Source organism: Microbacterium sp. F2, assembly GCF_052274505.1.
Classification (GTDB): domain Bacteria; phylum Actinomycetota; class Actinomycetes; order Actinomycetales; family Microbacteriaceae; genus Microbacterium.
Genome location: NZ_JBNVBV010000011.1, coordinates 13,775 through 35,222, shown reverse-complemented (window position 1 = coordinate 35,222; position 21,448 = coordinate 13,775). Strand labels below are relative to the sequence as shown.

Here is a 21,448-nt window from a genome sequence, read left to right as displayed (position 1 = left end):
ACACTCCGAGTGAATCAGTCGAGGATTTCGCGAGTGTTTCGCCGTGGCACGTGCCAGGCTAAGTCAGTCGAGAGGAACCCGGATGCTCATCACCGGAATGGTCTTCGCCGCACTGGCCGCCCTGCTGCACGTCTACATCTTCTGGCTCGAATCCCTCGCCTGGGGCGGAGCCCGCAGCCGGGCCACATTCGGGGTTCGCAACGACGCCGAGGTTGAGATCACTCGGGCGTTCGCGTTCAACCAGGGGTTCTACAACCTGTTCCTCGCGATCGCCGCGATCCTCGGCATCGTACTGGCCGCGATCGGCTCGGTTGCCGTCGGCGTGACCCTCATGCTCGTGGGAACCGGCTCGATGCTGGCCGCAGCCCTCGTGCTGTTCGTCACCTCTCCCGACAAGCGTCGCGCCGCTGTGACGCAGGGCCTCTTCCCGCTGCTGGCGGTTGTGAGCCTTGTCATCGCCCTGCTGATCGGCTGAGTGCGGGACTAAAAGCCGACTCGCCCGACGTTGTGCTTCGGGTGCGCTCGTTCCGGGTGATCCTCGCTGAGCGCCGCACCAGCCATCCGTACAAAGGAGAATCATGCGCGCACTCGTGCAGCACCAGTTCGGTGACCCGGCAGAGGTCCTCGCCGTCGAGGAGGTCGAGCTTCCCGAGCCCGGACCCGGTCAGGTGCGGCTGAAGGTCGTTCTCAGCCCCATCCACAACCACGACCTCTGGACTGTGCGGGGCGAATACGGCTACAAGCCCGAGCTTCCCGCGCGCGCCGGCACCGAGGCGCTCAGCGTCGTCGACGCGCTCGGCGACGGCGTCACAGGCGTCGAGGTCGGGCAGCGCGTCGTCACGGCATCCGTGTTCGGAGTCTGGTCCGAGTACGTGATCGCGCCCGCAGCAGCGCTCATTCCGGTGCCGGATGCCGTTGCCGACGAAGCCGCAGCACAGATCATCTCCATGCCCCTGAGCGCGGCGAGCCTGCTCGAGTACCTCAACGTCAGCGAGGGCGACTGGATCGTGCAGAACGCCGCGAACGGTGCCGTCGGGCGTCTGGTCGCGCAGCTCGCCGCCTCACGCGGGGTTCGCGTGCTCGGCCTCGTGCGCCGCGCCGCCGGCGTCGACGAGCTCGCCGCGGTCGGCATCCACGATGTCGTCGCGACGGATGCCGAGAACTGGCGCGACCGCGTCGCCGAGATCACCGGCGGCGCATCGATCCGCGCCGGTGTCGACTCGGTCGGCGGTGCATCCGCCGGCGACGTCACGTCGCTCCTCGGTGAGAACGGCACCCTCGTGATCTTCGGGGCGATGGCATCCCCGACCATGGAGATCCCGTCGGGTGACGTGATCTTCCGCCAGCTCACGGTCCGCGGATTCTGGGGCAGCAAGATCAGCGCCGCGATGGATCCCGCCCACCGCGTCGAGCTGATCCGCGAGATCATCACCCTCGTCGCGCAGGGAAAGCTCGACCTGCCCGTGTCGCAGATCTTCGGCCTCGAGCAGATCGCTGACGCCTCGCGTCTGAACTTCGAGCCCGGCCGCGTCGGCAAGGTCATGCTCCGCCCGTAAGCCCAGGCGCGAGACCGCCGTCAGAGCTCGAGCTCGACGGCGGTCTCGAGGGCTGCCTCGATCGAGCGCATCCAGCCCGCCTGCAGGTCGGCCTTCGTGCCCGAATAGAGCGATGCGCCGTCGACGAGGTTGCTCGAGCAGGCACACACCATGCCGGCGCGAAGGCCCCGGAGGCGCGCGACGATGTAGAGGGCGGATGCCTCCATCTCGACGTTGAGGATCCCCATCGTGTTCAGCTGCGCGATCCATTCGGGCGTCTCGGCATAGAACGCGTCATCGCTCACGCTGATGCCGCGGAACGAATTCGTTCCTGCAGCCCCGGCGATGCGCTCAGCGTGACGGGCCAGTGCGGTGGTGAGCTCGAGGTCGGGCACAGCGGGGAAGCCCTTCGGAAGGTAGGCGTCAGTCGTGCCGTCGTTGCGGAAGCTGCCTTCGCTTACGAGCAGGTCGCCCGGCGCGATGCCCGGCTGCAGGCCCGCCGAACTGCCGACACGGATGAAGGACGTGACGCCCACGCGCGCAAGCTCTTCGACCGCGATCGCGGTGGAGGGGCATCCCATGCCCGTCGAGGTCGCCGTAATGTGGCGGCCCTTGTACCAGCCGGTCATCGTGCGGTGCTCGCGGTTGTGCGCTACCTCTTTCACGTCGGTGAGGAACTCGGCGACGAGCGGCACCCGGAACGGATCGCCGGGCAGCAGAGCAACGCTGGAGACCTCGCCGGGCGCAATGGCGATGTGATACTGGCGGGCGTCGAGCCCTGCAGCTGACTTGTCGACGACGGACATGGGTACCTCCTGGGTTCTGAGACGATTCGGGTCGTCGCAGTCCCCGCCCTGGCGCCGGAGCCATGGTTGATAGGACGTGCTCTGCCGCGACGCTAACACCGCGCTGTTTCGCGGCTGTTTCCCGGGCGCGACCAGACCCCGATACGCTCGCCCGCATGACGGCGTGCGGAATCGTGTTGGCTGCCGGGGCGGGGCGTCGATACGGACAGCCGAAAGTCTTCGCGCGCGCCGCGGACGGGGTGCTGTGGCTTGAGCAGGTCGTCGTCGCGCTCCGCGAGGGCGGATGCAGTGAGGTGCTCGTCGTCATCGGTGCCGAAGCAGAGCGCGCGGTCTCGATCGTTTCGACGCTCGGCGCGGTGAGCGCGGTGGTCGCCGCCGACTGGGAACTCGGGCTGTCGGCGTCAGTTCGCGCGGGACTCGCGGGTGCCGCGAACACGGATGCCGACTCCGCCGTCATCGCACCCGTCGACGTGCCTGGCATGCCGGCATCCGTCGTGGCGCGCGTGCTTCGGGCAGGTGCTGGAGGGGAGGGGCTTGCCCGCGCGATCTATGACGAGCGGCCCGGGCACCCGGTCGCGATCGGGCGGGATCACTGGGAGCTGGTGGCAGCATCCGTTCACGGCGACTCGGGCGCGAACCGGTACCTCGCGACCCACGCCGCGGTTGTCGTCGAGTGCGCCGACCTCTGGGATGGCTTCGACATCGACACTCGCTAGCCGGGCTTGCGTGCCGAACCCAGGACAGGGAGTCGGGGGTCTGGGGTCGGCGAAAGGGAGCTTTGCTCCTGCAATCGTGCCAGGTTCGGCGGGCGCGCCCCGACGTGGCTGTGGCCTCAGGTGCGGAGAACGACGTTGATCGGCTCTTCGCCGCGCTGCATCCGTTCGGCCTGCGTGCGAACCAGATTCGCGATCCGGGGTCGCATCGCGGTGGACGCGCCCCCGACGTGGGGAGTGAGTAGCAGTCCGGGCGCCGACCACAGCGCGTGACCCTCCGGCACCGGCTCCGGGTCGACGACGTCGAGCGCCGCACGGATCCGGCCCGCGTGCAGATGGCGAAGCAGGGCCTCGGTGTCGACAAGGCTCCCGCGCCCGACGTTGACCAGAAGGGCGTCATCCGGGAGAGCCGCGAGGAAGGCGTTGTCGACGAGTTTCGCCGTCTCTTCCCCACCCGGCAGAGCAAGGATGACGATCTCTGTCTGGGGGAGCAGACCCGACAGCTCGTCGAGTGCGTGGACCACGATCCCGTCCTCAACCCGCGTCCGGGTGGCGACAGCCTCGACGTGGGCTTCGAAGCCGCGCAGTCGCGCCGCGATCGCCGTGCCGACGCCGCCGAATCCGACGATGAGCACCCGGCGGTCGGCGAGGCTCGGGGGGAACGCATCGCCCTCGCGCGCCCCCGCCCAGCGGCCCTCGCTCTGGGCCGCAACGAGGCGCGGGATCTGGCGCTGCGCCGCGAGCGTCAACGTGAGAGCGAGTTCGGCCGTCGAGTCCTCATGAACCGTCGCCGCGTTCGCGTAGACGATCCCCGGCGGCAGGTGGCGGGCGGCAGCCTCATACCCGATGGACTGGCTCTGCACCAGCCGAACATCGACGCCCTCGAGACGAGCGAGCACCCGCGGGCTGCGAATGTACGGCGGAACGACGATGTCGAACGCCGCCCGCGGCGCCGAATCGCCCATGTCCCACCGCACGACCTCGATGCCGGGAAGGCCTGCGAGGTCTTTCTCGAGCTTGTCGTCGGGTACGGAAATCACCAGGGTGCGCGCGTCGGAGGTCACCCCTTCACGCTACCCACTGAGGGTTTCGGTCGCGCCGATGTGTGGGTCTTACGGTGCTCGACCCGCGGGAGGGCGCGACTCAGGCTGTGGTTCGGTCGCGCGGATGTGTGGGTCATGTACCGCGAGACCCGCAGGAAGGCGCGACTGAAGTGCCGGCGGACCGACGAGACGAAACGGCGGGTCAGGCGGCGGCGCTGACGACTGCCGAGATCGCTGAGGTGAAAAAGCTCAGGCCGTCGGTGCCGGAGCGCATCGCGTCGCGGGTGTCGGGACCGAAGCCAGGCTCGACAGCGTGCTCAGGATGCGGCATCAGGCCGACCACGTTGCCTCGCTCGTTCGTGAGACCGGCGATGTCGTCGAGAGAGCCGTTCGGGTTGATCCCGAGGTAGCGGAACGCGACGAGGCCTTCACCCTCGATGCGATCGAGGGTCTCGGTCGAGCAGATGTAGCCGCCATCGGCGTTCTTGAGCGGGATGACGATCTCTTGGCCCGCCTCGAAGCCGCTCGTCCACGCGGTGTCGGCGTTCTCGACGCGCAGCCGCTGGTCGCGACGGATGAACTGCTGGTGCGCGTTGCGGATCAGCCCGCCGGGCAGCAGGTGCGCCTCGACGAGCATCTGGAAGCCGTTGCAGATACCGAGGATCGGCATCCCCTTCGCCGCGGCATCCGCGACCTCGCGCATGATCGGCGCGTGGGCGGCAATCGCCCCGGCACGCAGGTAGTCGCCGTAGCTGAAGCCGCCGGGAAGCACGAGCGCATCGACGCCAGCGAGGTCGTGGTCGCCGTGCCACAGCGCGACGGGCTCGGCGCCGGCGACACGGATGGCGCGCTGCGCGTCGCGATCGTCGAGCGAACCGGGGAACGTGATGACCCCGATGCGAACGGTCACTCGATGACCTCGATTCCCACGACATCCTCGATCACGGAGTTGGAGAGGATCTCATCGGCGATGCGCTGAGCGGTCTCCAGAAGCGCGTCGTCGACCTCGCCCTCGACCGTCAGCTCGAAGCGCTTGCCGATGCGGACACCGGCGAAGCCATCGATTCCAAGCCGGTTCAGGGCGCCGGCGACGGCCTTTCCCTGCGGGTCGAGCAGCTCGGCCTTGGGCATGACGTCGACGACGATGGTCGGCATGGGGCGCTCCGGATGTCGAGGGAGGGGGTCGTGCCAGTCTACCGAGGCGGCCGGATGGCGCGCTGAGCGGCCGTGATCAAACCGTTATCCGAATTCGTGGGAGCGCTCCCTTGACGCCGTGGGAGCGCTCCCGTACCGTGTTCCGCAGTCGTGGGAGCGTTCCCACGATGGCCAGGGTTCCGCCCTCCCTCGGTACCCAGGCACAAGCCAAAGGGTGCCTCTTCGGCATCCATCACACAAAGGAGTGACTGTGTCATCACGTGCCTTCCGTCGCAGCGCGATCGTCGCCGCCGCCTTCGGCGCCTCCGCGCTCGTCCTCGCCGGCTGCTCGGGCAGCGGCGGGGGATCGGAAACCGTCAACCCCGACGAGCCGATCACCCTCACCATCTCGACCTTCAACGACTTCGGGTACACCGATGCACTGCTTCAGCAGTACATGGATGAGAACCCGAACGTGACGATCGTGCACAACGTCGCCGCGACGTCCAACGACGCTCGCGCGAACTACTTCCAGAAGCTGGGCAAGACGGGTCTTGCCGACATCGAGGCCATCGAGGTCGACTGGCTGCCCGAGGTCATGCAGTACGCGGACCTGCTCGCCCCCGTGCCCAGCGACCTCGCCAGCCGCTGGCTGGACTGGAAGGTCGAAGCAGCCACCGACCCCGACGGCAACCTGATCGGCTACGGCACCGACATCGGGCCCGAGGCAGTCTGCTACCGCACTGACCTGCTCGAGGCCGCTGGCATGCCCACCGACCCCGCCGCTGTCGCCGACCTGCTCACGGGCGACTGGGACACCTACTTCGAGGTCGGTCAGCAGTACGTCGACGCCACCGGCAAGGCCTGGTTCGACTCGGCCGGCGCCACCTACCAGGGCATGATCAACCAGGTCGAGGCTGCCTACGAAGACCCGGCCACCGGCGAGATCATCGCCACCACCAACCCCGAGGTCCAGGACATCTACAACGCCGTCCTCGACGCCAGCTCGACGCAGTCCGCTCACCTTCAGCAGTGGGGCGACGACTGGTTCGCCGGGCTTGCCAACGGTGACTACGCCACGATGCTCTGCCCGGGCTGGATGCTCGGCGTCATCTCGGGCAACGCGCCCGACGTCACCACGTGGGATATCGCCAACGTGTTCCCCGGCGGCGGCGGCAACTGGGGCGGCTCGTACCTGACCGTTCCTGCCAACGGCGCGAACGTCGCCGCTGCCCAGCAGCTGGCCGACTGGTTGACCGCTCCGGAGCAGCAGATCACCGCCTTCGAGGACGCTGGAACGTTCCCGAGCCAGGTGGACGCTCTGGCTGACCCGATCCTGCTGGACTCCACGAACGAGTACTTCAACAACGCTCCCGTGGGTTCGATCTTCACCGATCGCGCCAACGCCGTTGACGTCGCACCGTTCAAGGGCCAGTACTACTTCCAGATCAACGACGCCATGCAGCAGGCGCTGACCCGTGTCGAAGACGGCACGCAGAACGCTCAGCAGTCGTGGGACCAGTGGGTGTCTGAAGTCGACCTGATCGGCTGATAAACCCCGCCGCGGACCCGGCGCCCTTCCGCCGGGTCCGCGGCACCTCCCCTCGATCTCAGGAAGCTCTCGTGACCAGCACACTCGCTCGCCCGGCATCTGACGCTCCGGCGAAGACCCCCGGCCGCTCGCCTCGGCGCATCGGCTTCGGGCACCGGCTCAGCCGGTGGGACCTGAAGCTCTCGCCCTACCTCTACATCTCGCCGTTCTTCATCCTCTTCTTCGTGGTCGGCCTCTTTCCGATCGCCTACACGGCCGTGATCTCGTTCATGGACTGGGACCTGGTCCGAAACTCCGGCGAGTTCATCGGCTTCGAGCAGTACACGTGGGTGCTGTCGAACCCCAAGTTCTGGATTGCGCTGCGCAACACCTTCAGCATCTTCTTGCTCTCGAGCGTGCCGCAGCTGATCATCGCGATCTTCATCGCGGCGATGCTCGACCAGAACATCCGCGCCAAGACGTTCTGGCGCATGGGCGTCCTCGTCCCCTACGTCATGGCGCCGGTCGCGGTAGCCCTCATCTTCAGCAACATGTTCGCCGACCAGTACGGCCTGGTGAACAACCTCCTCGCCTCGATCGGGCTCCCCGCGGTGCCGTGGCACTCGGATGCCTTCGCCAGCCACATCGCGATCGCGACGATGGTGAACTTCCGCTGGACCGGCTACAACACCCTCATCCTGCTCGCGGCCATGCAGGCGATCCCGCGCGACTACTACGAAGCGGCGACCGTCGACGGTGCGGGCAAGATCCGACAGTTCTTCTCGATCACGGTGCCGAGCCTGCGGCCCACCCTGATCTTCGTCATCATCACCTCGACGATCGGTGGCCTGCAGATCTTCGACGAGCCGCGCATGTACGACCAGTACGGCACCGGCGGTGCCAATTCGCAGTGGCTGACGATCACCCTCTGGCTCTACAACATCGGGTGGGGCGAATGGAACTTCGGCCGTGCCGCAGCCCTCGCCTGGATCCTGTTCATCATCATCCTCGTGATCGGTGTCATCAACCTGCTCGTGACCCAAAGCGTCGTGCGCACCGAAGGCAGCCGTGGTGAACTCAGCCGCCGCGATAGGCGCGCACAGAGCCGCGCAGCGCGCGAACGTCTGGCGGCCGATTCCGCCGCCGAATCGACATCCAAGGAGGACGTGCGATGACCGCCGTCGAGCCGATCCCGGTAGCCCCGCACGACGAGTACCCGCCGGAGGAGCGCAAGCCTCGGCGCCGGCGCGGCATCCGTGGCCAGCGTCCAGGCTGGGTCACCTACGCCGTGCTGGGCGTCTTCTTGCTCGGATGCTTCTTCCCCTACTACTGGTCGATCCTCATCGGCTCGGGGGACTCGAGCACGATCCGCGACCCCAATATGTCGTGGATCCCCGGTGGCAACTTCTTCGCAAACGCCGCTGCCGTGGTCTCCAACCCCGCCGTGAACTTCTGGCTGGCCCTGTGGAACAGCATCTGGAGCTCGGTGGTCATCGCGGCATCCGTGGTCTTCTTCTCGACGCTTGCCGGATGGGCCTTCGCGAAACTGCGTTTCGCGGGGAGCCGCTGGCTGCTCGTCTTCGTGATCGCGACCATGGCGGTTCCCACGCAGCTCGGCGTCGTGCCGCTGTACATCCTGTTCTCCGACCTCGGATGGACCGGCCAGATCGGCGCGATCATCATTCCCGCGCTCGTGACGGCGTTCGGGGTGTTCTGGATGACGCAGTACCTGCAGCAGGCGGTGCCCGATGAGCTGATCGAGGCTGCACGCGTCGACGGTGCCAGCTCGTTCCGCACCTTCTGGACCATCGGCATCCCGGCGGCTCGTCCCGCCGCCGCGATGCTCGGACTGTTCACCTTCGTGACGGCCTGGAACAACTTCTTCTGGCCGTTCATCGTGCTCGACCGGCAGAACCCGACGCTTCCCGTCTCGCTGTCGCTCCTGCAGTCCAACTACTTCGTCGACTACTCGATCGTTCTCGCCGGAGTGATCCTCGCTACGATTCCGCTCCTGATTCTCTTCATTTTCGCGGGCAAGCAACTCGTGAGCGGCATCATGGCGGGAGCAGTGAAAGGCTGAAATGACCACCAATTTCTCGACCGAAACCGTGGCAACGGCATCCGTGTCGGCACGCCCGTTCCCGACGAACTTCCTGTTCGGCGCAGCGACCGCGGCCTATCAGATCGAGGGCGCTGCCCACGAAGACGGGCGCCGCGATTCGATCTGGGATGCCTTCAGCCGCGTCCCGGGAGCGGTGATCAACGCCGACAACGGCGACGTCGCGTGCGACCACTATCACCGGTATCGCGAGGATGTCGCGCTGATGCGCGACCTCGGACTGCAGACGTACCGCTTCTCGACCTCGTGGTCGCGGATCCGCCCCGACGGCGGCGCGATCAACCCGGCGGGGCTCGACTTCTACAAGCGCCTGGTCGACGAGCTGCTGGATGCCGACATTCTGCCGTGGCTCACGCTCTACCACTGGGACCTGCCGCAGGCGTTGCAGGAGCGTGGCGGCTGGGCCGCGCGTGAGACCGCAGACCTGTTCACCGAGTACGCGCTTGACGTGCACGATGCCCTCGGCGACCGCGTCAAGGTCTGGACCACCCTGAACGAGCCGTGGTGCTCGTCGTTCCTCAGCTACACCGCCGGCATCCATGCCCCCGGTCGATTCAGCATCGCCGAAGGGATGCTCGCCTCGCACCACCTGCTGCTCGGTCACGGCCAGGTGGTGCGGGAATTGCGCGCGCGCGATGAGTCGCTGAACCTCGGGATCACGCTGAACCTCACCGTTGCCGAGCCCGTCACCGACGCACCAGCCGACCTCGACGCCGCCCGTCGGATCGACGGCCAGTTCAACCGGTGGTTCCTCGACCCGATCTTCCGCGGTTCGTACCCGGCCGACATCGTCGAAGACATCCGTGCCGTCGACGCGGCCGCGGTAGCCGAGTGGGAGGGGGCGGTCTCGGATGCCGACCTCGCCGTGATCTCGACGCCGATCGACAGCCTCGGGGTGAACTACTACCACGGCGAACTCGTCGGCGGCACGCCCCCGGCGGTCAGCCCCGGCGGCGGTGAGGCTCCCACCGAGCGAGAGACGGCGTCCCCGTTCCCTTCGCACGAGGGAATCTTCTGGCACGACCGTGGCCTGCCGCGCACGGCCATGAACTGGGAGATCCAGCCCTCGGGTCTGACCACCCTGCTGCGACGCGTGTGGGACGACTACGCCGAGCCGGCCGGTGTCACGCTGTACGTCACCGAGAACGGTGCTGCCTTTGACGACATCCGTGTCGACGAAGCCGGCGGGGCCCGCGTCCACGATGCCGCCCGTACCGCCTTTCTCGAAGACCACCTCGCGGCGATCCTCGACGCGGCGGATGCCGGTGTCGATGTGCGCGGGTACTTTTACTGGTCACTCATGGACAACTACGAGTGGGCGTGGGGATACGCGAAGCGGTTCGGTATCGTACGAGTCGAGTACGACACGCAGGAGCGGGTCGTCAAAGACAGCGGTGCCCGCTACCGCGAGATCATCGCCGCGCGGGCGCTACCCGAATCGCCCTAGGCGAGGCGCCCGCCGAGGGAGGATACCCACGTGGACGGTGGAACGATGAGCGAGGCCGTCGTGGGCGAGGAGCTTGTACGGGCTACCCCGTTTCGCGGTGCTGTGACGATCGAAGAGGTGGCTGCAGCTGCCGGTGTTTCGCGCTCGACGGTCTCGCGTGTGGTCAACGGCTCGACGGCGGTGAGCCCTGCGGCTCTGGATGCCGTCAACCGCGCGATCGCCGAGTTGAACTATGTGCCCAACCGTGCTGCGCGCTCGCTTGCCAGCCGCCAGACCCGGGCCCTGGCGTTGGTGGTGCCCGAAGACACAACCCGCTTCTTCGGTGACCCGTTCTTTGCCGCCATCGTCTCGGGGATCAACGCGGGGCTGCGCTCGTCTGACTACGTGCTCAACCTCTTCATCGCCAGCGACGACCCGGGTGACAAGACCACGAGCTACCTGCGGTCGGGAAGCGTCGACGGCGCCCTGATCGTCTCGCACCACACGAGTGACACGTTCATCGATCGCATCGCGGCAGCAGTCCCCGTGGTCTACGGTGGCCGTCCGGTGCGCGAGCGGGGCACCGACTATTACGTGGATGTCGACAACGTCCGCGCCGGGTACGACGCCACCCGGTACCTGATCGAGAAGGGCTACACCGACATCGGCACGATCACCGGACCCCTCACGATGCCCGGCGGCGTGGACCGCCTCGCCGGATACCGGCAGGCGCTCGCCGAAGCAGGCCTTCCGGAGGGAGCGCACGCCGACGGCGGGTTCACGACCGACGGTGGTGCAGGCGCGATGCGCCGCATCCTGAACGCCGGGCCGCCGCCGCGCGCGCTGTTCATCGCGAGCGACCTCATGGCCCAGGGTGCCATCTCGGTGCTCGCCGGCGCGGGGCTGAAGGTGCCGACGGATGTCGCCATCATCGGTTTCGATGACTCACCGGTCGCCGAAACCGTGGACCCACCGCTCACGACGATTCGCCAACCGTCGTTCGAGCAGGGGGAGCACATGGTGAGCGTGCTGCTCGACCTGCTCGCCGGCGGGACGCCCCCGCACGCGACGATTCTCGACACGGAGCTGATCGTCCGGCAGAGCTCCTGAGGGCAGTCCCGCCGCCGGGTCGGGGTCAGGAGCTCGTCAGGCGGTCGATGAGTTCTCGGTACTTCTCGGCAGTCCGCTCGACGATCTCGGCGGGCAGGTCGGGGGGCGTGCCGGTCTTGTCCCAGGCTGCTGCAAGCCAGTCGCGCACGATCTGCTTGTCGAAGCTCGCCATGCGCTCGGCCGGAGTCGTTCCGGTTCGCCACGCCTCGGCATCCCAGTAGCGGGACGAATCGCTCGTCAGCACCTCATCGGCCAGGGTCAGCTCTCCGTCACGGATGCCGAACTCGAACTTCGTGTCAGCGAGGATCAGTCCGCGCCCAGCGGCGGTGTCGGCGGCGCGGCGGTAGGTCTCCAGCGAGAGGTCGCGAAGCTGTGCCGCGCGGTCGGCTCCGACGAGCTCGACGGTCTGGTCGAACGTGATGTTCTCGTCGTGCTCGCCGAGCGGGGCCTTGTAGGCGGGCGTGAACAGGGGCTCGGGAAGGCGGTCTCCGTTGCTGAGTCCCGCCGGCAGCTGGATGCCGCATACCGTGCCGCTCGCGGTGTATTCTGCCCAGCCCGAACCGGTTAGGTAGCCGCGCACGACGCACTCGATCGGCAACATTTCGAGGCGGTGCACGAGCATGGCACGGCCGCTGACGGCATCCGGAACCTCGGCCTGATCGCCCGCGAGATGGTTCGGAATCGGCGCGCCGCCGTCAGCCCCCGCGAGCTGCGTGAACCACCACAGGCTCAGCGTGGTCAGCAGTGTTCCCTTACCGGGGATCCCGGGCTCGAGCACGTGGTCGAACGCGCTGACGCGGTCGCTCGCGACCACCAGCATCCGGGTGTCGGTCTCATCGTCAGGAAGGTAGAGGTCACGGACTTTGCCCGAGTAGACGGGATGCCATCCGGGCAGCGAAACGGGAGCGCCGTGATCTGTCACCCGAGCATTCTCGCAGGTCGCCGCGCCCTGCCGTGGGCCGATGACAGGCCGGTGCCGGGCACCGGTCACAGGCGAGCGAGCGACTCGATGTCTTCGGTGAACTCCGCTGCCGCTTCGGGCGAAACCGTTGCGCGAGTGGATGCCAGCGCCGCGAGGTAGTCCTCGGTCTCGAGCCCCGTCGCCGCGTCTCCCTCGCGCATCGCTCGGCCGAGCGCCTCTTGCGAGGCACGTCGCGCGGCGTACTCGATATCTGCTGGGGTCAGACCGTCGCTTGCCTGCACGAGCTTCGGCAGATCGAGTTCGCCGAGGGAGTCGATCGGGATGTAGCGCGTCCAGATTGCTTCGCGGGCCTCGGCATCGGGCAATCCGATAGGCAGAACGTAGTCGAACCGCCCGTGGCGCAGGAAGGCGGCATCCAGTGCGCGTACGAAGTTGGTCGCGCACACCAAGAGGCGACCCGGACGGTCGCGGAACTCGGCGATGAGTTTGAGCAGTTCGTTCGTCACACCCTGCGTGGGAGACGGAGGTGTGCCCCCGCGGCGGGACGCGATCTCCTCGACCTCGTCGATGAACACGACGGCGTGTTCGAGCTCACCGATCTTCTCGAACGAGGTGCGTAGGGCGCTGGCCATCCCGCCGGGCGCATCACCCAGCCGGGACGGGAACAGCTCGACGAACGGCCAGTCGAGGCGGGACGCGACGGCGCGGGCAAATGTGGTCTTCCCCGTTCCGGGCGGGCCGAACAGCATGACAGCGCGCGGTGCCACGACCCCGAACCGGGCAGCCAGCTCGGGTTGTGCGAGCGGGGCGACGAGGCGCTCCTCGAGCAGGTTCTTCTCCTGCCGCATCCCCGCCACGGCGTTCCACAGGTCGCGGGGAAGGACGCGGCCACCGACCTCCTTCAGCAGATCCAGCTCACGCCGCTGCACAGGGAGTCGACGCTCGAAGTAGCGCAGGTGGCGCTGCTCGTGGAAGCCGTTCTGTACCAGGTGTTGGGCTCCGCCGCCCTCCTCGGACACGAGGGCCGACAGGGTTCCGAGCCCCAGCGGTGCCATCCGGCGTTCGAGTGCATCGAGCAGCTCGCCCGCGACACCCGGATCGACCTCGTCGTCGAGGGCGAAGAAGACGAGCCACCCCTGGGCGTGCGCCGCCCGACCGACGGCGGCGCCGACGACCTCCTCGCCGACGACGGCAACGATGGCGACATCCTCGCGGCACGAGGCGATGACCTCGGCCAGCGAGTAGACCGCGCCACCGGAGCCTGCAACGGATTGCCACAGCCGGACGACGCCGTCGATGTCATCTGCGTGAGCCTCCCGCACGCGCGGGTGCTGACGGATCCGAACCATCGGTGACCTCCCCACTGAGCCCTGACATCCGCGGTGACGGCTGATCTGAGCCGATCTTCGCGGGTCAGGGTGCCGCGTGTCTACTGGCATTCGAGGGGGGGGGGACCCGCCGGCTTGGCCGAATGCCGATATGCGCGTATAGTCCATGTGGACTAGCCGATATGGACCATATTTGGAAGGACGCACGCCGTGAAACCCGCGCACCACACGCTGACGCCGATCGCGATCATGGCGATGGCGCTGCTGCGTGAGGATGACATGCATCCGTACGAGATGATCCGGCTGCTGCGCCACCGCCGCGACGACCGTATGGTCGCCATCACGAACGGCACGTTCTATCACACGATCGCGCGCCTGCAGCGGGCCGGCCTGATCGACGAAGTCGGCAGCGACCGCGACGGCAACCGCCCCGAGCGCACCACCTACACGCTCCTGCCCGCGGGCGCCGAAGCGGTGCGCGCGTGGCTGCGCGCCGAACTGCCGCGGGTCGATCGCCCCGTCGAGTTCCGCGTGGCTCTGGCCGAGGCGCACAACCTCGAGCGCAGCGAGGTGATCGAACTCCTCCGGCAGCGTGCCACCGAGCTGGACGCTGACTACGCCGAGCACCGGACCGGACTCGCCGCAGCACGGGCCGATGGCGTCCCCGAGCAATACCTCATCGAGGTCGAGCGCCAGGAAGCGCTGCTGACCGCTGAGACCCGGTGGCTCCACCAGACCATCGATCGCCTTGCCGACCCGGGTTACGCCTGGGGCGGCGACCCGAAGCCCCACGAAACCGTCTATCGCGCACAGAGAGAAGCTGCACGCTCATGACCGAGACCACCCGCCCCGCTGCGCCGCCGGCATCCGACGCTCCGGCACGGAGCCCCTGGCCCGCCCTCTTCGCGCTTGTCATCGGGTTCTTCATGATCCTCGTCGACACGACGATCGTCGCTGTGGCCAACCCCGCCATCAAGGCGGCCCTCGACCCGAACACCGCCAACCTCGACAACGTGGTGTGGGTCACCTCGTCCTACCTGCTGGCCTACGCCGTGCCGCTGCTGATCACCGGCCGCCTGGGCGACCGCTTCGGGCCCAAGACCATCTACCTCATCGGACTGGTGATCTTCACGGGGGCCTCCCTGGCCTGCGGCCTCTCACCGACGCTTGGCGCGCTCATCGCTTGGCGCGCGGTTCAGGGGCTCGGCGCCGCGCTCATGACCCCCCAGACGATGGCCGTCATCACCCGCACATTCCCCCCGCACCGCCGTGGCGCGGCAATGGGCCTGTGGGGAGCCACCGCCGGCGTCGCGACGCTCGTCGGTCCGCTCGCGGGCGGCCTGCTCGTCGACGGACTCGGCTGGGAGTGGATCTTCTTCATCAACGTGCCCGTCGGGGTCATCGCGTTCGTGCTCGCGGCGGTTCTGGTGCCCCGACTCGAGACGCACCGCCACCGCTTCGACATCGTGGGTGTCGTGCTCAGTGCTGCTGCCCTCTTCTGCATCGTCTTCGGGCTGCAAGAGGGAGAGGCCTATGACTGGGGAGTGATTTGGGGCCCCATCTCAGTGTGGGGACTCATCATCGTCGGGGTCATCTTGCTCGGGATCTTCATCTGGACGCAGGCGCGCACCCGCAGCGAACCCCTCGTGCCACTTCCCCTCTTCCGCGACCGCAACTTCTCGCTCGCGAACCTTTCGATCGCTGCCGTCGGGTTCACGGTGACGACGATGGCGCTGCCTCTGATGTTCTTCCTGCAGCTGGCCCGCGGGCTCACCCCGACCGAGTCAGCCCTGCTGTTGATTCCGATGGCGGTGCTCTCGGGCGTGCTCGCACCGCTGGCCGGGCGGTTGCTCGACCGCACCGACGCGCGCTGGCTGCTCGTACCCGGCATCCTTCTGGTGTCGGTTTCGCTGTGGTGGTACGCCGCGATGCTGAACGTCGACACCCCGATCTGGATGTTCCTGCTCCCGTCGGCCCTGATGGGAATCGGCAACGCGGGAATGTGGGGACCGCTGGCCACCGCTGCGACCAACAGCCTGTCGCCCCGCGAAGCGGGCGCTGGCGCCGGCATCTACAACACGACCCGCACCGTCGGTTCGGTGATCGGTTCGGCTGCGATCGCGGCGTTCATGCAGTCACGGCTCGAAGCGAACCTGCCGGGAGCCGCCGAAAGCACCGAGAGCTTCGGTGGCGGCACGCTGCCCGCCGCGGTGGCCGACGGCTTCTCGACCGCGATGGCTCAGACCCTCATGCTGCCGGCATCCGTGATTCTCATCGCGGTCGCGGCGTCGCTGTTCATCCACCGCAAGCCGCGACAGGCCGTCAGCTGACGCGGGCGGCGATGTCAGTGCGGAACTGGCCGCCTTCAAGCGTGATCTTCGAGAGCGCGTCGTAAGCACGCGAGCGCGCCTGGCCGAAGTCGTCACCGATCGCCACGACATTCAGCACTCGGCCGCCGGTCGCGACGAGCCCCTCGGGCCCGGCGGCCGTTGCGGCATGCGCCAGGTGAACGCCGTCGACGGATGCCGCGGCATCCGTGCCCGTGATCGGGCGGCCGACCTGCGGAGCCGCGGGATAACCCTCGCTCGCCAGTACGACGGTGACTGCTGCGGTGTCGTGGAAGGTCGGTTGCGCCACGTCTTCGAGGTTGCCCGAGGCTGCCGCCAGCAAAAGCCCTGACAGCGGCTCGACCAGGCGTGGCAGCACGACCTGCGTCTCGGGGTCTCCGAAGCGCGCGTTGAACTCGATCACGCGCACGCCGCGCTCGGTCAGGATGAGGCCCGCGTAGAGCAGGCCGATGAACGGCGTGCCCTCGGCATCCAGCTGACGGATGACGGGCTCAGCGACCTCACGGGTGACCTGCTCGACGAAGGCCGCCTCGCCGCCCCAGTCGTCGCTCAGCCATGGGAGCGGTGAGTAAGCGCCCATGCCGCCGGTGTTCGGGCCCTGGTCACCGTCGCGGAGGCGCTTGAAGTCCTGGGCGGGACTGAGCGCCCGCACGGTGTCGCCGTCGCTGAGGAAGAAGAGCGACACCTCCGGTCCTGACAGGAACTCCTCGACCAGCACACCGCCGGTGCCGAGGTACTCGGCTGCATGCTCGAGCGCCGCCTCGCGGTCGTCGGTGACGATGACGCCCTTGCCCGCCGCGAGTCCGTCGGCCTTCACGACGTGCGGGGCCCCGAATTCGTCGAGGGCAGCGGCGACCTCGTCGAGCGTGGCGGCGTGGGTGGCACGTCCCGTGGGGACGCCGGCTGCCGTCATGATGCGCTTGGCAAAGGCCTTGGATCCTTCGAGCTGTGCGGCGGCCTTACCCGGCCCGAAGGTCGGGATGCCGCGCTCGCGCAGCGCATCAGCGACCCCGGCCACCAAGGGTGCCTCCGGTCCGATCACGACGAGACCGATCGACTCCGTCTGTGCGAAGGAGGCGACGGCGACAGGGTCGTTTGCATCAAGGGCGACCACCGTGATGTCCTGGGCGATGCCGGCGTTTCCCGGGGCAGCGAAGATCTCGTGCGCCTCCCCTTCGCTGCGCAGCGACGTGATGATCGCGTGTTCACGGGCACCGGAGCCGAGGACGAGAATTCGCACCCGGTCAGCCTACCGACCGGCGTAGCGTGGAACCGTGCCTCCCAAGATCACGACCGAAGCCGGACGCGCCGCCCTCGGGGCCGTGGCCGACGGCACGGCCGGCCGGCCCGAGACCGCGACAGCTGTGCGCTACCTGCTCCAGCTGCTCGCCGAGAAGGCCCCGGGCGCGACGGTCGAGGTCCGCGTTCCGCCGTTCGGGGCGACACAGATCATCGAGGGACCGCGTCACACCCGCGGCACCCCGCCCAACGTCGTCGAGATGGATGCCGCGACGTTCATCGATCTCGCGACGGGAGCGAGTGGGTGGTCGGATGCCGAAACCTCCGGGGCGCTGCGGGCCTCCGGAGTGCGCGCCGACTTCTCGCATCTCCTCCCGCTCCGACCGTGAGCGCAGCATCCGTGCCGGGCTGGGCCGACTACCGCTTCGGGACGACGACGCCGACTCCGGTGACGGGGTGGGTGAGGATGTCGACGGGCTGCCCGTAGACATCCTCGATGCGTTCCGCCGTAAGCACCTCGGCGGGTGTGCCGGTGGCGACGACCCGTCCGTAGGAGAGCAGCGTGGCGCGATCGCTGTAGGCCAGCGCCGCGTTCAGATCGTGGACGACCAGGGCGACCGCGGCCCCGGCCGCTGCGCGATCTCGCGCGATGCGCAGGACGTCCTCCTGGTGACGCAGGTCGAGCGCTGCGGTTGGTTCATCCAGCAGCAGGATGCCGACATCCTGCGCCAGCACCCGGGCCAGGGCGACACGGGCCCGCTCTCCGCCGGAGAGTGATCGGACCGCGCGGTGACGCAGAGCCCCGATGTCCGTCGCGGCGAGCGCAGCGTCGACAAGGTCGTTATCCGCATCCTCTCGCTCTGTGCGAGCCCACGGAGCGCGCCCCATCCGCACGACCTGCTCGACCGTGAAGGCGAACGCCACGTCGTTCTGCTGCAGCAGCACGGCGCGCTGGCGGGCGAGATCCTTCGGGGGGATGCTGGCCAGGGGTGCACCGTCGAGGTCGACAGCCCCGGACGCGGGGCGATGTCTCCGGCGAGAACTCCGAACAGGGTCGACTTGCCGGCGCCGTTGGGGCCCACCAGCGCATGGACTTCGCCCGCCCGCAGCTCGAGGTCCGCGTTCTCGAGGATCGGTGCGGGGGCGGCATCCGGGTGGACCGTGACGCCGCGCGCACTCAGCCGGATGCTCATGCCCAGCCTCCCGCGCTCTTGCGCGCTCGCAGCAGGAGCCACAGGAAGAACGGCCCGCCGATGAGGGAGGTGAGCATGCCGATCGGCAGGTCTGCCAACGGAACGGCGGTGCGCGCGACAAGGTCGGCGAGTTCGATCAGCAGCGCACCGCCCAGCGCGCTCGTGATCACGAGCGGCAGGTGCGCGGGGCCGATCGCCATCCGCAGCAGGTGGGGGATCACGAGTCCGACGAAGGCGATGATGCCGGCAAACGCCACGGCGGCGCACACCAGGAGCGCGACGGTCACGATGACGACGATCCGCAACGCCTCGACCCGCACGCCGAGGTGCCGTGCGGTGCGCTCGCCGAGGGCGAAGAGGTCGAGCGAATTCGCGACCACGAGCGCAACGATCGATCCGATCAGCACCAGCGGCGCGACCAGGGCGATGTTCTGCCAGAGGGCTCCGTTGAGGCTCCCCAGCTGCCAGAACACGATCTGCTCGCGCGTCGATGTCGTGCCGAGGAAGGTCAGCAGCGCGAGGCCCGCGCCGGCGATGGCGTTGATCGCGATGCCCGTCAACAGCAGCGTGACGACCTCCGTGCGGCCCCCGGACCTGCTCTGGTCTTCGACGTTGCGGGTGAGACGCAGGATGGCGCCTCGGTCTCTGAGACCGGAGTGCGGTTCGCGCAGTTCGCGGTGCCGTCACTCGAGGTCGCGGACGGTGCCATCACGCTCGATGCTGTCCCGGCGACACTCACGGATGCCGGAGCTGCCGCCTTCGGCACCTACTCCAGTGGTGAGGAGCTCGACCCGATTTCGGCCGTGATCCCCGTCACCTCGGACTGTGTCACGGCGGCACCCGCCGTGGCCGAGGAGCCCGCTGACGCTGCGCCGCTGATGACCGAGGATGCGGCATCCAGCGCCCCCGAAGCGCCGGTGTGGCCCTGGATCGCCGGTGGTGTCGGACTTCTCGCGGTGATCGTCGCAGCCGGCGTGCTCATCGCCCGCCGTCGCGGGTCGGATGCCGGGCCCGGCACACACGACGACTGACACCTCACGCTCTCGCACCCTCCCGCCCGCGAATCCCGCTGGGCGGGAGGGTGCGAGAATGGAGACCATGTCCCCGACGAGTGACGACCACCTCGAGCAGGTGACGGTGCGGCGCAGCCCGAAGTACTCTGTCTTCCTGCTGATGGGCGGTGCCCTGGGCCTGCTCGTCGCGATGATCCTGACGTTCCTGTTCGACGGGACGACGCAAGAGAGCCCGAACACGGGCCTCGTCTACTCCCAGATGCAGGTCTTCGGGTTCCTGCTGCTGATCTTCGTCTCGAGCGGCGTCGCCCTCGGCGGAGCGGTGGCCCTCATCCTCGACCGGATCTACGCGCGCCGCGCCCGCACGATGCGGGTCGAGCACGAGCGCATCATCTCGGCCGACTGACCGGAACCGGGTGAGGGCAGTCACATGGCAGTCCAGCGCGAGTCATCCTCACCGGATCCACACGAGCACATCATCGACGTCCAGGTGCAGCGGGTTCACGTGCGACGATCGCCACGGTATGGGCGCATCCTCGGCGCCGGCATCGCTGGGGGCCTCCTCATCGCTGCGATCCTGACCACGCTCGGGGCGGTGTCGGGCGACGGTGTTGCCTCGTCCGGCGAAGCCGGGGTCATCTGGGCGTTCGGGCTGAACGCCATGGTGTCGGTCGCAGTGTGCCTGCTGATCAGCGCGGGCATCATCCTCTTCGCTGAGCGACGCACCCTCCGCCGCATCCGCGACGCACGTGCTGCGCAGGAGGTCACCTTCGTCGACGACCTCTCCCGGCCGATGACCGATCAGCCGCCACCATGGATGCGCGACGAGAGCTGAGGACGCGCCGGTAGGCTGTTCGGGTGGAGTCCCACAACGCCCCCAGCAATCCCTACACCGCAGCAGGTGTCGACACGGCAGCGGGTGACCTCGCCGTCGAACTCATGAAGGCTGCGGTCCGTCGCACCCAGGGACCCGAAGTCCTCGGCGGTGTCGGTGGCTTCGCCGGCCTGTTCGACGCGTCGACCCTCCGCTCGTACCGCCGTCCGCTGCTCGCGACGAGCACCGACGGCGTCGGCACGAAGGTCGCCATCGCCCAGGCCATCGACAAGCACGACACCATCGGCCAAGACCTCGTCGGAATGGTCGTCGATGACATCGTCGTCGTCGGCGCCAGGCCCCTGTTCATGACCGACTACATCGCGTGCGGCAAGGTCGTGCCCGAGCGCATCGCCGACATCGTGGCGGGTATCGCGCGCGGCTGCGAAGAGACCGGAACAGCTCTGGTCGGCGGTGAGACAGCCGAACACCCGGGCCTGCTCGGCGTCGATGACTACGACGTCGCGGGAGCTGCAACGGGCGTCGTCGAGGCTGACGCCGTGCTCGGGGCCGATCGCGTCGAGAACGGTGACGTGGTTCTCGCGCTCGCTTCGAGCGGACTCCACGCCAACGGCTACTCGCTCGTGCGCCACATCGTCTCGGCATCCGGCCTGTCGTACACGGATGCCGCGGCCGAGTTCGGTGGCACCACCTGGGGTGAGGTTCTGCTCGAGCCCACTCGCTTGTACACGGCGCCGTTGCTGCGGCTGATCGCACAGTCCGGCGGCGGGGTGCATTCGCTCAGCCACGTGACCGGCGGCGGGATTGCTGCGAACCTCGCGCGCGTCCTTCCGGCTGGCACCTGGGTCGATATCGACCGTGCGACCTGGACTCCGCCGGTGGTGTTCCAGTCACTTGCCAACCTTGGCGGCATCCCTCTCTCGGACACCGAGGGCACGTGGAATCTCGGTATCGGCTTCGTCGCGGTCGTCGCGGCAGATCGGGCAGCGGATGCGGCATCCGCGCTGACCGCCGAAGGTATTGCCGCGTGGCAGATCGGCGTTGTCTCCGACGGGCCGAGGCCCAGTGGCACGTACGTGGAAGGGGCGAAGGGCGTTGACGGCGGTGCCGTTCGCCTGGTCGGATCGTTCGCCGAAGGAGCGCAGTAACACCC

At 68.2% G+C, this 21,448-nt stretch carries 22 protein-coding genes and 2 pseudogenes; 15 read left to right on the top strand and 9 right to left on the bottom strand.

What is annotated here, in order from left to right; all coding sequences use genetic code 11:
• Positions 1-82 precede the first annotated feature (82 nt).
• Complete coding sequence (locus ACQVDU_RS14695; protein WP_292712881.1) at positions 83-475, top strand: DUF1304 domain-containing protein; 393 nt, start codon at positions 83-85, stop codon at positions 473-475.
• 103 nt (positions 476-578) lie between these two features.
• Positions 579-1,556 carry a zinc-binding dehydrogenase gene (locus ACQVDU_RS14690; protein WP_443477508.1) on the top strand — a complete coding sequence of 326 codons (978 nt, stop codon included), beginning with the start codon at positions 579-581 and terminating at the stop codon, positions 1,554-1,556.
• 20 nt (positions 1,557-1,576) lie between these two features.
• Here ACQVDU_RS14690 and ACQVDU_RS14685 read toward each other — a convergent pair whose 3' ends face one another.
• Positions 1,577-2,341 carry a nucleoside phosphorylase gene (locus tag ACQVDU_RS14685; protein WP_195692735.1) on the bottom strand — a complete coding sequence of 255 codons (765 nt, stop codon included), beginning with the start codon at positions 2,339-2,341 and terminating at the stop codon, positions 1,577-1,579.
• 155 nt (positions 2,342-2,496) lie between these two features.
• On the opposite strand from ACQVDU_RS14685, the gene ACQVDU_RS14680 reads away from it, so the two are divergent.
• Positions 2,497-3,057, top strand: a complete 561-nt coding sequence (locus ACQVDU_RS14680; RefSeq protein ID WP_300593222.1) for a nucleotidyltransferase family protein — start codon at positions 2,497-2,499, stop codon at positions 3,055-3,057.
• Positions 3,058-3,173: 116 nt separating this feature from the next.
• Here the strand turns inward: ACQVDU_RS14680 and ACQVDU_RS14675 are convergent, their stop codons facing one another.
• The 3 genes from ACQVDU_RS14675 to purS all read right to left on the bottom strand — a co-directional run bounded on the left by ACQVDU_RS14675 (position 3,174) and on the right by purS (position 5,252).
• A complete protein-coding gene (locus tag ACQVDU_RS14675; protein ID WP_300593225.1) occupies positions 3,174-4,118 on the bottom strand; it encodes a 2-hydroxyacid dehydrogenase in 945 nt (314 codons plus the stop codon).
• 181 nt (positions 4,119-4,299) lie between these two features.
• Positions 4,300-5,007 (bottom strand): phosphoribosylformylglycinamidine synthase subunit PurQ, encoded by a 708-nt coding sequence (gene purQ / locus ACQVDU_RS14670; protein ID WP_300593228.1) that lies wholly within the window; start codon positions 5,005-5,007, stop codon positions 4,300-4,302.
• Positions 5,004-5,252: a phosphoribosylformylglycinamidine synthase subunit PurS gene (gene purS, locus ACQVDU_RS14665; protein WP_195692738.1), complete on the bottom strand. Its 249-nt coding sequence runs from the start codon at positions 5,250-5,252 to the stop codon at positions 5,004-5,006. Before purS ends, purQ begins: the two co-directional genes overlap by 4 nt.
• A 250-nt stretch (positions 5,253-5,502) precedes the next feature.
• Between purS and ACQVDU_RS14660 the strand changes: the two genes are divergently transcribed.
• The 5 genes from ACQVDU_RS14660 (at position 5,503) to ACQVDU_RS14640 (ending at position 11,417) form a co-directional block, all read left to right on the top strand.
• A complete protein-coding gene (locus tag ACQVDU_RS14660; protein ID WP_443477507.1) occupies positions 5,503-6,783 on the top strand; it encodes an ABC transporter substrate-binding protein in 1,281 nt (426 codons plus the stop codon).
• A gap of 71 nt (positions 6,784-6,854) precedes the next feature.
• On the top strand, positions 6,855-7,937 hold the full coding sequence (locus tag ACQVDU_RS14655; RefSeq protein WP_443477506.1) for a carbohydrate ABC transporter permease: 1,083 nt from the start codon (positions 6,855-6,857) through the stop codon (positions 7,935-7,937).
• Complete coding sequence (locus ACQVDU_RS14650) at positions 7,934-8,842, top strand: carbohydrate ABC transporter permease (RefSeq protein WP_443477505.1); 909 nt, start codon at positions 7,934-7,936, stop codon at positions 8,840-8,842. The genes ACQVDU_RS14655 and ACQVDU_RS14650 overlap by 4 nt, the downstream gene beginning before the upstream one ends.
• A gap of 1 nt (position 8,843) precedes the next feature.
• Positions 8,844-10,328 carry a GH1 family beta-glucosidase gene (locus ACQVDU_RS14645; protein WP_300592469.1) on the top strand — a complete coding sequence of 495 codons (1,485 nt, stop codon included), beginning with the start codon at positions 8,844-8,846 and terminating at the stop codon, positions 10,326-10,328.
• 45 nt (positions 10,329-10,373) lie between these two features.
• Positions 10,374-11,417, top strand: a complete 1,044-nt coding sequence (locus ACQVDU_RS14640) for a LacI family DNA-binding transcriptional regulator (RefSeq protein WP_300592466.1) — start codon at positions 10,374-10,376, stop codon at positions 11,415-11,417.
• Positions 11,418-11,442: 25 nt separating this feature from the next.
• Here the strand turns inward: ACQVDU_RS14640 and ACQVDU_RS14635 are convergent, their stop codons facing one another.
• Together ACQVDU_RS14635 and ACQVDU_RS14630 are read right to left on the bottom strand one after the other, a co-directional pair.
• Positions 11,443-12,339 (bottom strand): phosphoribosylaminoimidazolesuccinocarboxamide synthase, encoded by an 897-nt coding sequence (locus ACQVDU_RS14635; RefSeq protein ID WP_300592463.1) that lies wholly within the window; start codon positions 12,337-12,339, stop codon positions 11,443-11,445.
• 65 nt (positions 12,340-12,404) lie between these two features.
• Positions 12,405-13,688 carry an ATP-binding protein gene (locus ACQVDU_RS14630; RefSeq protein ID WP_300592460.1) on the bottom strand — a complete coding sequence of 428 codons (1,284 nt, stop codon included), beginning with the start codon at positions 13,686-13,688 and terminating at the stop codon, positions 12,405-12,407.
• 189 nt (positions 13,689-13,877) lie between these two features.
• On the opposite strand from ACQVDU_RS14630, the gene ACQVDU_RS14625 reads away from it, so the two are divergent.
• Both ACQVDU_RS14625 and ACQVDU_RS14620 read left to right on the top strand, forming a co-directional pair.
• Positions 13,878-14,501 carry a PadR family transcriptional regulator gene (locus ACQVDU_RS14625; protein ID WP_300592457.1) on the top strand — a complete coding sequence of 208 codons (624 nt, stop codon included), beginning with the start codon at positions 13,878-13,880 and terminating at the stop codon, positions 14,499-14,501.
• Positions 14,498-15,997 (top strand): DHA2 family efflux MFS transporter permease subunit, encoded by a 1,500-nt coding sequence (locus ACQVDU_RS14620; protein WP_300592454.1) that lies wholly within the window; start codon positions 14,498-14,500, stop codon positions 15,995-15,997. The genes ACQVDU_RS14625 and ACQVDU_RS14620 overlap by 4 nt, the downstream gene beginning before the upstream one ends.
• Here the strand turns inward: ACQVDU_RS14620 and purD are convergent.
• Positions 15,990-17,255 (bottom strand): phosphoribosylamine--glycine ligase, encoded by a 1,266-nt coding sequence (gene purD, locus ACQVDU_RS14615; RefSeq protein ID WP_300592451.1) that lies wholly within the window; start codon positions 17,253-17,255, stop codon positions 15,990-15,992. The genes ACQVDU_RS14620 and purD overlap by 8 nt on opposite strands.
• Positions 17,256-17,289: 34 nt before the next feature.
• Between purD and ACQVDU_RS14610 the strand changes: the two genes are divergently transcribed.
• Positions 17,290-17,643, top strand: coding sequence for a sterol carrier family protein (locus ACQVDU_RS14610; protein WP_300592448.1), 354 nt, complete (start codon positions 17,290-17,292; stop codon positions 17,641-17,643).
• A 28-nt stretch (positions 17,644-17,671) separates the two neighbouring features.
• Here the strand turns inward: ACQVDU_RS14610 and ACQVDU_RS14605 are convergent.
• Both ACQVDU_RS14605 and ACQVDU_RS14600 read right to left on the bottom strand, forming a co-directional pair.
• A pseudogene (locus ACQVDU_RS14605) lies at positions 17,672-18,447 on the bottom strand (heme ABC transporter ATP-binding protein).
• Positions 18,444-19,046, bottom strand: a pseudogene (locus ACQVDU_RS14600) (FecCD family ABC transporter permease); the annotation flags it as partial. The pseudogenes ACQVDU_RS14605 and ACQVDU_RS14600, both read right to left, overlap by 4 nt.
• Before the next feature lie 57 nt (positions 19,047-19,103).
• On the opposite strand from ACQVDU_RS14600, the gene ACQVDU_RS14595 reads away from it, so the two are divergent.
• The 4 genes from ACQVDU_RS14595 to purM all read left to right on the top strand — a co-directional run bounded on the left by ACQVDU_RS14595 (position 19,104) and on the right by purM (position 21,443).
• A complete protein-coding gene (locus ACQVDU_RS14595; protein ID WP_300592445.1) occupies positions 19,104-19,478 on the top strand; it encodes an HtaA domain-containing protein in 375 nt (124 codons plus the stop codon).
• Between the two features lie 58 nt (positions 19,479-19,536).
• Positions 19,537-19,866 (top strand): potassium transporter Trk, encoded by a 330-nt coding sequence (locus ACQVDU_RS14590; RefSeq protein WP_366945436.1) that lies wholly within the window; start codon positions 19,537-19,539, stop codon positions 19,864-19,866.
• A gap of 24 nt (positions 19,867-19,890) precedes the next feature.
• Positions 19,891-20,295 (top strand): hypothetical protein, encoded by a 405-nt coding sequence (locus ACQVDU_RS14585; protein WP_300592442.1) that lies wholly within the window; start codon positions 19,891-19,893, stop codon positions 20,293-20,295.
• A gap of 104 nt (positions 20,296-20,399) precedes the next feature.
• Complete coding sequence (gene purM / locus ACQVDU_RS14580; RefSeq protein ID WP_443477523.1) at positions 20,400-21,443, top strand: phosphoribosylformylglycinamidine cyclo-ligase; 1,044 nt, start codon at positions 20,400-20,402, stop codon at positions 21,441-21,443.
• Positions 21,444-21,448: the final 5 nt, after the last annotated feature.